Consider the following 12,407-nt stretch of genomic DNA (forward strand, 5'->3'; position numbering starts at 1 on the left):
CCTGCGGGCGTCGGTGGGCCACGAACCTACCGGCGCCCCACGCGACTTCGCCGCGGTGTGGCCGACCTGTGACCAAGCAGTCGGGCGTAGGCTCGTCCCATGCGATCCGTGGTGTTCGACATCGGCGAGACCCTGACCAGCGACACCCGGTACTGGGGTGATTGGGCTCGGTGGCTCGGCGTGCCCACCCACACCATGTCCGCGCTGGTCGGCTCGGTGCTGGCCCAGGGCCGGGACAACGCCGACGCGATCCGCATCATACGCCCGGGCGTGGACGTAGGCGCCGAGTGGCAGGCCCGGCAGGCCGCTGGTCGGGGCGACTTCCTCGATGAGTCCGACCTGTATCCAGACGTCCGACCTGCTCTGGCCCAGCTCCGGGACGCCGGGATGTGGGTGGGCATCGCAGGCAACCAGAACGCCGCCGTGTCCACGCTGCTACGCGAGCTGGAGCTGCCAGCCGACGCCATCGCCACCTCGGCTGAGTGGGGAATCTCGAAGCCGAACCCTGGCTTCTTCGAGCGGGTGATCGGGTGGGCACCGGGTGAGCCTCACGAGATCGTGTACGTCGGCGATCACCCGGTGAACGACGTGGCGCCGGCCCGGGCGGCCGGGCTGCGGACGGCCCATCTTCGTCGCGGTCCGATCGGACTGACCAACTCGGCGCCCGACGCAGACTGGAGCGTGGACTCGCTCACCGAGCTCGTCGAGGTGCTGACCGGCCTATAACAGGATCGCCCCGGCGGCATGGCTGTCGGGGCGATCCTGCGCGGCACCACCCGGGCGCCGGTACCGTTCCGAGTGCGACCACGGAACGGAGCCAGACAGACTATGCCCGGGACCACCGCCACCGCACTCGGCGAACGAGTCAAAACTGCCCGGCACGTCGCCGGGCTGACGCGGCGCCAGGTCTACGACCTGTCTGGCGTGAGCATCAGCATGCTCCGCAAGGTCGAGGACGGCGAGCGCTGGCCATCCGACTCGGTGCTCGACGCCCTGGCCAAGGCCGTCCAAACCACGCCGGAGGAACTGCTGGCCGGCCCGGGCCGCACCGACAGCCGGGTGCACCACGCTATCCCCGCGCTGCAGTGGGTGATCGCCGCGTACGACCTGCCGGACGACGGCCCGGTTCGACCGTTACCCCAGCTCGCGGCCGAGGTTGATCTGGCCGTCGAGGACCGGGTGCAGTCGCAGTACGCGCGCCTCGCCGAGCAGATGCCGTCGCTGCTGGAGGAGCTGTTCCGTGCGGTCGACCAGGCGCACGGTGCCGAGCGAGAACAGACCGCGCATCTCCTTGCGCTCGCGATCCGGTCGGCGGACGCGGTGGCCTACAAGTACGGATACCGGGACCTGTCAGCCAGGTTGGTCGAGCTGATGCGCTGGGCCGCATCGATCGCTGCCGAACCCGCGTTGGAGGCCGCGGCCGCGTATGTCCGCATGGAGACGTACTTCGCCGCCGATCAGCTCGCGCCAGGTCTCCGGTCGCTGCGAGCCGCCGTCGACCGGATGCCTGCACCGGCGACGGCCCCGCTCGCCGCGGCCAGAGCCGCCCTGCACATGCGCGCGGCCGTCACCGCCGGCCGCATGCGGCACGCGGATGAAGCGCGTGAGCATCTGCGCGCCGCCGAGGCCCTGGCCGGACGCGTCCGTGAGCAGTTGTACGACGGCACCGCGGTGGGGCCGGACAGCCTGGAGATTCACCGACTGGCAGTCGCGGTCGAGCTGGGCGATCCGCAGGATCTTCGGGAGGCGGTGACTGCCGCCAGTCGCTGGGCGCCTCCGAGGGAACTGCCGGCCGAGCGCAGGAGCCACTACTACATCGACCTCGGCCGGGCTCAGATGCTGCTGGGACAGCCGCAGCATGCGAAGGAATCGTTGCTGGTGGCGCGGCAGATCGCGCCGCAGCATGTGCGCGAGCACGGGCAGGTGCGGGCCGAGCTGGCCACGATGGTCCGGCTGTCGCGCGGCCGGGACGAGCAGCTGCTGCAGTTCGCGCGTTGGGCCAAGGCGGTCTGAGGGGGTGCCACAGGTTGTGGCACTTCTGGGGGTAGCGGCCGGGGACGCTTAGGGGCGTGACGACGATACCGTCCCCGGCTACTGCGGATGCCGGGAGCATCAGCCCGGCACGGCTCCATGGGGAGGCGTGCATCAACTGCGGCTCGCCGGAACCGCCGCTGGTTCCGGCCGGCCACGTCCACACTCCGACCGGCGCCCGCACGGCACCGCTCGGCTGGGCGGTCGTCGCGCACCCGACGTGTCTCGGGGAGTCGTCGTGACGGCCGTTCCGGCGTCGTGGCCGCCTCCGCCGGCCAGCGTCGTCGCGCTTCGACGTCGACCGGGGCGGCCGGTACGTCAGCGCGGAGTGCCAGCTTGGCGCCCACCACGGCTGTCCGGGCGGCATCCGCGACGAGGCCCGCGTGCCCGTGCTCGTCTGCCTCTGCCTCACCAAGGGCTGCTCGTGCAGCCGCCACCTTTCTGGAGGTACCTGATGCCCACGCCCGCGCCCAAGACGGCGGTGGAGCTCCGGCTGACCCACGGGCCCACCCGCACGATGCGAGTTACTGAGGCCCAGTGGGAGGGCCGCGCGTGCATCGTCGGCACGAACTGCACCGGGGATCAACTGGAAAACGTCGGCGACCTCTGCGACACCTCCACCGCGCCGGGGAGCCTGGGATACCTCAGGTCGGCGTACGCCCACCCGGAGTGCCGTGGGTTGGTGGAGCGACGCCCCAAGCTCGGTCTCGGCGGGGCCGGCACCGTACGGGCGGCCGAGTGAGCGTCGTCGGCGGGGAGCCTGCGCGGCGGGTGCCGGCGCGGGGGACGTGCCCGCGCTGCTACCGGTACGTGGACGGCTGGCTCATCCGAACTGTTGATGAGCGGCATGAGCTGGTCGGGCATGACAACTGCCCGGGGGAGCCGCGGCGCGAGGTCCGGGCCCGCACCTACAACGGCTGATCTCCCCCGCGCCGGCACCCGCCGCGCCACGATGGGTGCCTCAGCAGAGAGGACAGCCGATGAGCGCCGTAGTCCCACCTGACCGTCAGGGCCGTTGGCCCGGACGGCGCCGAGGAGCCGCCAGCCCGAACAGGCAGAAGTTCCACCCCACGATGCCACCGCCGGACGAGATCCCGGCGGTCGAGGAAACGGAGGACGAGATGACACCGCAGAAGGACCCGTCCGGCGGCAGCGGAGGGATCGGCGGCCCGAAGGCCCCGCCGGCCGCACCGAAGAGCCCGCCGCCGCCGAACCCGCCGCCGACCGAGTAGTTCGCGCTACTCGTCGCGGAACAGGGCCCAGCTCGGCACGCCGAGGCCGGACGCGATCCGGTAGATCACGTCGATGCTGATGGCGTGCCGGCCGTTCTCGGCCCGACTGATCGTCCGGTGGTCGAGGCCAGCCCGCTCGGCGAGCTGCACCTGGGAGAGGCCGACCGCGATCCGGTGTCCTCGGATGCGGCGCCCGACCTCCCAGCGGTGGCGCTGGACGGGGTCGTCGTGATCATCAGTGGGCACCAGCTAACGCTTGTGGCCGTTGACCTGCACTGTCTTTGCCAAGCGTGGCAAATCTGGCGACAATCAGTCGCCCCTCGACAGCTCCGCAAGGAGCCCAGTAGCGGGTCCGGAGGTTGCGTATCCCCCGGGCCCGTCAGATGCCGCCTGCCGGCATCCCGCCCCGGCGCCCTTCGGCGCCGGGGCGGTTTTCATTGGCCGAGATTCAGTTCTCATGGGCCGTACCAACCGGCTACGGTGACAACAGAAAGCCCCCCGCCGGTGAATGCGACGGGGGGCTTCCGCGTGGCTGGCCTAGGTTGTCCTCCCCTGCCTGCCACGTTCACGCGAAGGGGGCGTATCCGGCTGCTGCTGCCCACAGCCGCCCCTACGGGTACGACTGTACGCGACGCACCTTACGGGGGCGCAAGAGGTAGTTGAACGTTCTTTTGCCTCGACCGCCCGGGGTTGTGGATTTTTTGCGGACTTTCAAGATCAAAAGGAGCCCCGAACGCGATCTTGTTCGGGGCTCCGTACCTGGTCAGGCCCTGTGCCCCAGACAGGAATCGAACCTGCGACACCGGCTTTAGGAGAGCCGTGCTCTATCCCCTGAGCTACTGAGGCGGGGGTCCGCTCGCGAGCCCCGGGTGGCCGGCCCGGAGGTGGCCACCGAGGGCTCAGTGTAGCGGGTCGGGCGGCTCGGGGGTGGTTGACCGGTGATCTTGCGGGCTCAGGGGTGGGCGGGGACGGGGCGGGGGCGGTGCTGGAGGTCGACGGGGTTGTCGGGGTTGTCGGGGCCGGCCGGGGGCGGAGCCGGGGAGGCCGAGGAGGCCGGACGCGCCGGTGCCCGGCCCGCTCGGGGTGAGCGCGCCGGGCACCGGTGTCGTCGCGGGTGGAACGGTCAGCCCTGGTTGTCGTCGCCCTGGCTGTCGTCGTCCCCGGAGAGCGCGCGCGGGTTGATCGCCCAGATGCCGCGCCCGAAGGTGGCGGCGTAGAGCTTGCCGTCCGGGCCGAGCTTCAGCTGCTGCACCGAGGTGGTGGGCAGGCCCTTGCCGAGGACCGAGAACCGGCTCTCGCCCGGGGCGCGGTAGAACGCGGCGAGGTCGCTGCCGAGGGCGAGGCCGCCGTTCGGCAGGAGCTTGACCGAGGTGGCGGGGACGTCGGGCAGGTTGGCCGAGACGTCGGTCCAGGTCGCGCCGCCGTCGTGGGTCTCGAAGAGGTGGCCGATGCCGGCGCCGGGGCCCTCGGTCCAGGTCCGCGAGAAGCCGTTGAAGGCGACGAAGACGTGCTGGGCGTCCTTCTCGTCGACGGCGAAGGAGGAGATGTAGCGGTTGGGCAGGGTGCCGTCGACGGGCAGGTTCAGCTGGTGCCACCCGGTGCCGTCGGTCTTGCCGACCGCGATGCCGCGGCTGAAGCCCTGGTTGTTGCAGGGGCCGCACCAGCCCGCGTACACGGTGCCGTTGACGGTGGCGACGGCGGTGGCGACGTGGCCCGCGCCGAGGTCGTACGCGGAGGTCCACTCGCTGCCGCTGCGGATCGCGTAGCCCTTGTGCTGCACCCAGACGTGCCGGCCGCCGGCGACCCAGGTGTTGCCGTCCTTCGGGTCGGCGGTGATCGGCGCGATGAAGCGGGCGGAGCTGGTGTCCTTGTCGGGCGGGGCGACCTCGAAGGAGGTGGCCTTGCTCGGGTCCTTCGTCCAGCTGCCGTCGTTGACGGCGCAGTTCTGGGTGACCCACATGTCGAGGTAGACGTACTCCTCGGCGATGTTGCAGCCGTTGGCCGGGTCGACCAGGGTGTCGGCGCCGTCGCCGCCGAAGTTCGATCCCATCACCTTGTCGTGGGCGCGCAGGATCGACTCGCCGTTGTCCTGCAGGCCGCCGCTGACGATGACGCCCTTGCCGGAGCGGTCCGCCGGGTCCTTGCCGACGCCGACCGAGTAGTACTGCAGGGTGTCGATGGTGCCGTCCGCGAGGGACTTCCAGTCCTTGCCGTGGCCCCACTGGTCGAGCCGGCCGTTGGTCGGGCGGGTGTAGATGCCGCCGTCGTTGCCGACGTAGACGTTCGACTTGCCCTGGTAGCTGCCGAAGGCGACGGCGTGCTGGTCGGAGTGGGTGGTCGGCGAGCAGTCGCCGGTCTGCTTGGTCGGGTCGATGCTCCAGCAGGGGAAGCCGTTGTTCCAGTACGGGCCGACGGTCGACCAGTCGGCGCCGCCGTCGGTGGTCTCGAAGACCTCCTCCAGGCCCATGTAGACGTGGTCCGGGTTGGCCGGGTCGACCTGCAGGGACTGGTTGTACCAGGCCTGGATGCCGGGCTGGTAGCCCGGGTCCTGGAGCGCGGAGCCGGAGTTCTTCAGCTTGTCCTTGTCCGCGATCCGGGTCCACGGCCCGAACGGGGAACCGGACTTGGAGACGTAGACGCCCTTGAGGCCGGTGTCCGGGTCGTGCGCCATGACGTCCGGCGACTGGTCGATCGCGTAGTAGCGCGAGCCGTCCGCCGAGCGGGCGAAGGTGACGTTGCCGACGTTCGCGGCGTCGCTCGGCAGGTCGCCGAGCGAGGCCACCCGCTGCCAACTGCCGTCCGCGGCCTTGCTGTAGAAGCCGTTGTAGGTGTCGCCGCCGCGCCAGCCGACCGCCAGGACGACCTTGGACGGGTCCTTGGGGTCGATCGCGATGTCGTTGGCGATGTTCTTGTACGGCGCGCTCGGGTCCGAGGCCTTCGAACCGCCCGGCAGGTAGTCCGGGTTGGGCGCGAACTCCAGCACCCACGGGCCGGTCAGGTCGGTGGCGGAGTGGCTCCAGACGCCGCGGCTGGTGGCCGCCCACACCTTGCCGCCGCCGAAGCGCAGCGCGTGGATGATCGTGGACTCCAGCTCGTTGCCGCCGATGCGGTCGCCGGGCTTGAAGGTGCCGTGCTTCGGGTCGGCGAGCACGTACACGCCGGTGCCGACGTACGAGGTGGCGCCGGTGTTGGACTCGCCGGTGGCGTACCAGAGGCGGCCGGCGCCGTCGAGGCCCAGGGTGCCGGTGGACAGCGTGGGCAGCTTGTCCGCGATCGGCTCCCAGTTGCCGCCGCCGGTGCGGGAGCGGAACACGCCGCCGTTGGCGCCGCCCGCGTAGACGTAGCCGTCGCTGTCGGCCGCGATGCCGGTGATCCGGCCGGTGACGAAGCCGGCGCCGCCGCTGGAGTTGGAGTTGACGTCGCGATAGCGCGGGTCGTCCCCGTTGTAGGGCTGCTTGGTGACGTGCTTCCAGTCGCCCTCGGTGTGCGGCATGGACTGCAGGGCCGACCAGGCGGCGCCGTACGCGCCGGGGGCGACGACGCCGGGCGCGGTGCGGGCCTCGGTGTACTGCGCGACGCCCTCGGCGGAGTTCTCCGCCTCGTCGGAGCCGCCGTCGCCCGCGGTCTCGGCCTGGGCGGTGAAGGCGGCGTGCGGAGCGGCGGTGGTGCCGGAGCCCTGGACCTTGCGGGCGTGCTGCTGCCCGACCTCGGCGAGGTGCTGGGCCTGGCGCGAGCCCGGCTTGGGCGTCCCGGCAGGCGCGGCGAGGGCCTGGGTGGTGGTCAGTCCGAGCACGGTCAGGGTGACGGCGGGCAGCAGCAGCCGTCGACGTTGCCTGTTGGGCACGATGGTGGGTCCTCCCCATGGGCGGGGTCGCGCGGTCGCGCGGTTCCCGGCGGAAATCCGTCCGAAGCTTCGCCGGTCGGGGGCGGGCGACGGAAGGGGGTCAAACGTCACGAATGGTTAAAACCACGTCAGTTAAGACAGTTAACGCAGAACGGAACGGCCTCCCCGCCCGGGTCGGCGCGTGCGGCTCGGGCGCACGCGGACGCACGCGCGTGGTCCGCAACTCGGAAGTGTGGCCCCGGACATGACATCGCACAAGATGTGCGACCAAACCGCCGGTGGCGGCGCCGGGGACGAAGGCACCCGGACCGGGACGTCCTAGGAGGAAAGGACGGCGCCGAGGCAGCGCGCGAAGGCCACGCCGAGGTCCGCCGAAGCCGCGCCGACCACGAGCAGCGCGCCGGCGGCCGGCCAGACCCGGTGCCAGCGGTTCACCGGCCGCTCCCCCTGCAGCGCGGCCGCGCGGTCCGCGATCCGGTGCCGCAGATAGGCCAGGACGGGCGGCCCGGCCGGTCGGCAGGCGCCGGCCAGCGCCGCCCGGGCGAGCGAGCGGACGGCGAGGCGGCGGGAGCCGACCGCCTCCGCGGCGAGCTCGTCGGCCCAGCGCTCGACGCCGTACCCGACCTCGTCGCGCAGCCTCCCGAACAGCGGATTGACCAGCACCGCGGCCTGCGCGAGCGCCGCGTAGCGGTCGTGACGGCAGGCCAGGTGGGCGCGCTCGTGGGCGAGCAGCACGGCGCGCTCCTCCGCCGAGAGGGCGCGCAGCAGCCCGGCCGTCACCACGACCCGGCCCGGCCGGCCGGGCAGCGCGTAGGCGTCGGCCCGGTCGTCGGGCAGCACCAGCAGGTCGCCGGCGGCCGGGGCCGAGCGCACCGCGCCGAGCGCCCGCCGCCGGGCCGCGTGCCGCCGCCACCCGGTCAGCAGGCGCACCGCGACCACGGCGAGGAGGGCCGCGGCCAGCACGCCGAGCCCCCACGGCACCGGGTCGGCCACCGCCAGCGCCCGCCCTTCGCCGCCCCACCGCCCGTGCGGCCGCGGGAGGTTGGCCAGACCGGCGGCGGCGAGCGCGAACAGCCCCCAGCAGGTGGCCGCGGCGGCCGCGGCCAGCAGGGCGGTGAGCACCCGCACGGCGGCGGCGGGCGCGAGGTGGCGCGACACCGCCGGCCCGAGCGCGGCCAGCGCGACCGGGGCGAGGATCACCAGGTAGACGGTGAAGTACACGGTCGGTTCCTCGCTCGGCTCGGTCAGTCCCGGGTGTCGAGCAGGTCGCGCAGGGCCTGCTCGTCCGCCGGGTCGAGCCCGGCGACGAAGTGCTGCAGGACCGCCAGGCGGTCGGCGCCGCGGACGAGCGCCTGGTTCATCTGCGAGGCGACCTCGTCGGCCGGGCCCCGGTTCGGCGCGTAGGCGTGCGCCCGGCCGGTCCGCTCCCGGCCGAGCAGGCCCTTGGTGTGCAGCCGGCCGAGCACCGTGAGCACCGTCTTGGGGTGCAGGTCCGCGGCGCCCAGCGCCTCGTGGACCTGCCCGGCCGTCATCGGCCGGCCCTCGGCCCACAGGACGGCCATCACCTCGGCCTCCAGCGCGCCGTGGTCCCGCCGCTGCTCGCCCACGTCCGCCCCCGATCCTCCGTCACCTCGCGCTGGGGAGACCCTACCCACCCGGGCGGGCGGCGATCCGCCGGGCCCGGGCGGGCCGGGCATCGGGCGGGCTCAGGCGGCTCTACCTTCTGAGCCGGGTTGATCGGGCCATTCGTAAGGTTGGGTTGCCCAGGGGTTCTGGGTGTGGCTATCAGGCGGCTGCCGTTCGTGGCTTCCCTCGCTTCGCCGCCCGGTGCCCCACGACGACTCGGCCGCCGATTAGGAAGTGCGAGCAAGTCGCTGAGTAGAGCAATGCCGGCGAGGTCGTCCGTGGTACGAACTGCACGAACACGCACGTCAGGAGCATGATGAGCCGGATATGGGCGGGGATCGACAGTGGGAAGGGCCACCACCACGGCCTGGCCCTGGACATCGAGGGGAAGACCCTGCTGTCGCGGCGGGTGGCCAACGACGAGCCCGAGCTGCTCAAGCTCATCGGCGACGTCCTCGACCTGGCCGACGACGGCCAGGTCACCTGGGCGATCGACATGACCGGCGGGGAGCCGGCCCTGCTGCTGAGCCTGCTGATCGCCCATGGCCAGGAGGTCCTCTACATCCCCGGACGCCTGGTGAACCGGGCGTCCGACGGCTATCGGGGCGAGGGCAAGACCGACGCCCGCGACGCCTACGTGATCGCCGACCAGGCCCGGATGCGCCGCGACCTGCAGCCGATCCGCCCCCCGGCGACGAGGCCGCGATCGAACTCAAGCTGCTGACCGGGCGCAGGGCCGACCTGGTCGAGGACCGCACCCGGTCCGTCAACCGCCTCCGCGGCACCCTGCTGGGCATGTTCCCGGCCCTGGAGCGGGCCCTGGAGATGACCAACGCCGGCCCGCTGGTCCTCCTGACCGGCTACCAGACCCCGGCGGCGATCCGTCGAACCGGCGCCGCCCGGCTGGCGAAGTGGCTGGCCAACCGCAAGGTCCGCAACGCGAGAGCCCTCGCCGAGGCCGCAGTCGAGGCCGCCGAGCGCCAGTACACCTCCGTCCCGGGCGAGAAGACCATCGCCAGGCTGGTCCACACTCTGGCCTTGGAGGTGATGGCCCTCAACGAGCACATCGCCGAGATCGACAAGCTCATCGAGGGCCGGTTTCGCGAGCACGAACTCGCCGAAATAGTCGAGAGCGTCCCCGGCATCGGCACCGTGCTCGGTGCCGAGTTCCTCGCCGGAGTCGGTGGCAGCCTGGACGGCTTCGCCTCCCCGGACGCTCTGGCGGCCTTCGCCGGCGTCGCCCCCGCGCCCCGTGACTCGGGGAAGGTAAGCGGCAACCTCCACCGGCCGACCGTCTACCACCGCAGGCTCCAACGCGTCTTCTACACCTCGGCGTTGGTCAGCATCCGCTGTGATCCGAACTCGCGGGCGTTCTACGACCGCAAACGCTCGGAAGGCAAGCGGCACGTCCAGGCCGTGATGGCCCTGGCCCGTCGACGGGTCAACGTCCTGTGGGCCCTGATCCGTGACCGACGGTGCTACCACGTCACACCCCCAGTGACCGAGACGGCTTGACAAACGACATTAGGAAGCGAGGGTGCGTTCGAAGTGCTCGTGGCCGTCCTCGATGCCGAGCACGACGTCCTTGAAGGTCAGGTAGCCCTGGCCGACCAGCGGGGTGTCGCGCAGTTCCTCGACCAGGTGGTAGTAGGCCGTCAGGTCGTCGGTCTCGAACAGCGCGAAGTCGCTGAACCGGGTGTAGAAGGCCTCGGCGTCGAAGAAGCGGGCGCGCACCCGGTCCGCGTACTTCTCGATCAGCGGCGCGAGGTGGGCGGCCTTGAGCCGCTGCCGCTCGGTGCGGGGCAGGGCGAGCCACTGCGGCGAGATCGAGTAGCCGAGCATGACCACGTACATCCGCGGGTCCCTTCGTGTGCGGGCAGGCCGAGGAGGCGCGGGAGGGTCCCGCGCCGGCCCAGAAGTGCTAACGGTGTAAGCTAATGCTGACGGTGTTAACAAAGTCAAGGGGAGACGGGATGCCCGACCAGCCGCCCAGCCGCCGCGAGCTGCGGCGCGAGCAGACCGCGGCGGAGATCCTGCGGGCCGCCCGGCACCTGCTGGCCGAGGACGGACCGACCGCGCTGACCCTGCGCGCCACCGCCCGCGAGGTCGGCATGACCGCGCCCGGCGTCTGCCGGTACTTCCCCGACCACCGTGCCCTGGTCCAGGCCGTCGTCACCGACCTCTACCGCGACCTCGCCGCCGGGCTCGAAGCCGCCCGCGACGCCCGCCCCGACGCGCCCACCGCCGACCGGTTCACCGCCGCCGCCCGCGCCCTGCGCCACTGGGCGCTCGGCCACCGCAGCGAGTTCACCCTGCTCTTCGGCAAGCCCGTCCCCGACGCGGGGACCGCCCCCGAGGACCCGGCGCACGACGCGGGCTGGCGGTTCGGGCAGGTCTTCGTGGGACTGCTGGAGCAACTGTGGCTCGAGGGCGCGATCCCGGCCGAGCCCGCCACGGGGACCGTCCCCGCCTGGTGGTCCCAGTTCGACGACCTGCGCGAACACCTCACCGAGGACCTGCCGCTGCCCGTCCTGCACCGCTTCGTCCAGGCCTGGACCCGCCTCTACGGGCTCATCGCCCTGGAGGTGTTCGGTCACCTCGACTTCGCCATGGCCGACCCGGAGCCGCTGTTCGAGGAGAACCTGGGCCAGCTCGTCGACCTGCTGGCCCCCGACCGCTGACCCGGGCCGGGTCCGTAGCATGGCGGGCCTGCGCACAGCGGACAGCGAACAGCGGACAGCGAACAGCGGACACGGCGAGAGGGGCGGGCGGTTGAGCACGGGCGGGCTGACAGGCGGTCTGACGGGCGGGCTGGGACGGCTGGTGGGAGCGGCGGCGGAACTGGGTGACGCCGGACGGCGCGCGGTGCTGCGGGCCGGGCGCTCGGCGGCGGGCGGGCGGTGGGCGCTCTCGGCCCTCACCTCCGTCGCCCCGCCGGCCGTCCCCGCCGTCGAGCCGTGGAAGCTCTCGGTGGGCACGCTGCTCGGCCGCCACCCCCGCACACCGGCGGTGGCACACAAGCTGCTCGGGCTCCTCGACGACTACGGCGCGGTGCACCTGGGGCCGGAGAAGGTCGGCTTCGACGGCCAGGAGATCGACTGGGACAAGGTCGTCGAGATCTGCACCCGCAACGCCTTCGAGGTGCTGACGACCAGCTCGCTGGAACGGGACGTGGACCGGATCCGCGAGTTCCTCCCGCCGGTGCCCGGCCGCAAGTGGGCCGTCACCAAGGCCGGGGAGGCGCTGGCCACCGTCGTCCTCGCCGCCCTCGAACGCGGCTCGGTCGAGCAGCGCCTGGACGAACTGACCGTGCCGGCCCGGATCGTCCACCGCGGCGGCCTGCTCGGCCGCCAGCACACCCTGGACGCCGGGTCCTTCGCGGCCGCCGCCCTGGTCGTCGTCGGCCCGGCCGCGGAGAGCCTGATCGCGACGGCCCGGCAGCGCGGCATCCCGGTGCTGCCCGCCGAGCAGCCCGTCGAGGCCGAGCGGGCGGCCCGCGTCGCGGTGCTGCGCGAGCGCACCGACGCCGTCGCCCGGCTGCTGGGCCGGATCGAGCAGGGCGACCCGGAGGCGGAGGGCGGCCCGGCCGTGCCGCCGGTCGAAGCGGTCCCGCTCGACAAGGCGCCGCTCGACAACGGGCCGCAACCGCACGCCCGTTGATCGGCTGAAACGCG

10 protein-coding genes, 1 tRNA gene and 1 pseudogene are annotated in these 12,407 nt (G+C 72.5%); 6 read left to right on the forward strand and 6 right to left on the reverse strand.

Going from position 1 to position 12,407, the window contains the following annotated elements; all coding sequences use genetic code 11:
- Window positions 1-99: 99 nt before the first annotated feature.
- From AB2U05_RS13620 to AB2U05_RS13630, 3 genes are all read left to right on the forward strand, one after another.
- Window positions 100-726, forward strand: coding sequence for an HAD family hydrolase (locus tag AB2U05_RS13620; RefSeq protein ID WP_369183341.1), 627 nt, complete (start codon window positions 100-102; stop codon window positions 724-726).
- A 102-nt stretch (window positions 727-828) separates the two neighbouring features.
- On the forward strand, window positions 829-2,013 hold the full coding sequence (locus tag AB2U05_RS13625; RefSeq protein ID WP_369183342.1) for a helix-turn-helix domain-containing protein: 1,185 nt from the start codon (window positions 829-831) through the stop codon (window positions 2,011-2,013).
- Between the two features lie 472 nt (window positions 2,014-2,485).
- A complete protein-coding gene (locus tag AB2U05_RS13630) occupies window positions 2,486-2,773 on the forward strand; it encodes a hypothetical protein (protein ID WP_369183343.1) in 288 nt (95 codons plus the stop codon).
- 496 nt (window positions 2,774-3,269) lie between these two features.
- On the opposite strand, the gene AB2U05_RS13635 is transcribed toward AB2U05_RS13630, so the two are convergent.
- The 5 genes from AB2U05_RS13635 to AB2U05_RS13655 form a co-directional block, all read right to left on the reverse strand.
- The gene (locus AB2U05_RS13635) at window positions 3,270-3,509 is read right to left on the reverse strand and encodes a helix-turn-helix domain-containing protein (protein WP_369183344.1); all 240 of its coding nucleotides are present in this window, start codon (window positions 3,507-3,509) and stop codon (window positions 3,270-3,272) included.
- Between the two features lie 527 nt (window positions 3,510-4,036).
- Window positions 4,037-4,109, reverse strand: a tRNA-Arg gene (locus tag AB2U05_RS13640).
- Between the two features lie 277 nt (window positions 4,110-4,386).
- On the reverse strand, window positions 4,387-7,110 hold the full coding sequence (locus tag AB2U05_RS13645) for a glycosyl hydrolase (protein ID WP_369185947.1): 2,724 nt from the start codon (window positions 7,108-7,110) through the stop codon (window positions 4,387-4,389).
- Between the two features lie 315 nt (window positions 7,111-7,425).
- Window positions 7,426-8,328 carry a M48 family metalloprotease gene (locus AB2U05_RS13650; protein WP_045709556.1) on the reverse strand — a complete coding sequence of 301 codons (903 nt, stop codon included), beginning with the start codon at window positions 8,326-8,328 and terminating at the stop codon, window positions 7,426-7,428.
- A 23-nt stretch (window positions 8,329-8,351) separates the two neighbouring features.
- Complete coding sequence (locus AB2U05_RS13655) at window positions 8,352-8,714, reverse strand: BlaI/MecI/CopY family transcriptional regulator (RefSeq protein ID WP_045696357.1); 363 nt, start codon at window positions 8,712-8,714, stop codon at window positions 8,352-8,354.
- 332 nt (window positions 8,715-9,046) lie between these two features.
- Here AB2U05_RS13655 and AB2U05_RS13660 point away from each other — a divergent pair.
- A pseudogene (locus AB2U05_RS13660) lies at window positions 9,047-10,248 on the forward strand (IS110 family transposase).
- 9 nt (window positions 10,249-10,257) lie between these two features.
- Here the strand turns inward: AB2U05_RS13660 and AB2U05_RS13665 are convergent.
- Entirely contained in the window at window positions 10,258-10,587 is a 330-nt protein-coding gene (locus AB2U05_RS13665; RefSeq protein WP_369183345.1) for a darcynin family protein, read from the reverse strand.
- A 119-nt stretch (window positions 10,588-10,706) separates the two neighbouring features.
- On the opposite strand from AB2U05_RS13665, the gene AB2U05_RS13670 reads away from it, so the two are divergent.
- A complete protein-coding gene (locus AB2U05_RS13670; protein WP_369183346.1) occupies window positions 10,707-11,414 on the forward strand; it encodes a TetR/AcrR family transcriptional regulator in 708 nt (235 codons plus the stop codon).
- 142 nt (window positions 11,415-11,556) lie between these two features.
- Window positions 11,557-12,393, forward strand: a complete 837-nt coding sequence (locus tag AB2U05_RS13675) for a hypothetical protein (protein ID WP_369183347.1) — start codon at window positions 11,557-11,559, stop codon at window positions 12,391-12,393.
- Window positions 12,394-12,407: the final 14 nt, after the last annotated feature.

The sequence above is a fragment of the Streptomyces sp. Y1 genome, assembly GCF_041053115.1.
In the GTDB taxonomy this organism is placed as follows: Bacteria; Actinomycetota; Actinomycetes; order Streptomycetales; family Streptomycetaceae; genus Kitasatospora; species Kitasatospora rubellomurina.

What these genes read in the sequence shown, in the direction of transcription:
- AB2U05_RS13620 (WP_369183341.1), top strand. Translation starts at nt 100, where the DNA reads ATGCGATCCGTGGTGTTCGACATCGGCGAGACCCTGACCAGCGACACC.
- AB2U05_RS13625 (WP_369183342.1), top strand. Translation starts at nt 829, where the DNA reads ATGCCCGGGACCACCGCCACCGCACTCGGCGAACGAGTCAAAACTGCC.
- AB2U05_RS13630 (WP_369183343.1), top strand. Translation starts at nt 2,486, where the DNA reads ATGCCCACGCCCGCGCCCAAGACGGCGGTGGAGCTCCGGCTGACCCAC.
- AB2U05_RS13665 (WP_369183345.1), bottom strand. Translation starts at nt 10,587, where the DNA reads ATGTACGTGGTCATGCTCGGCTACTCGATCTCGCCGCAGTGGCTCGCC.
- AB2U05_RS13670 (WP_369183346.1), top strand. Translation starts at nt 10,707, where the DNA reads ATGCCCGACCAGCCGCCCAGCCGCCGCGAGCTGCGGCGCGAGCAGACC.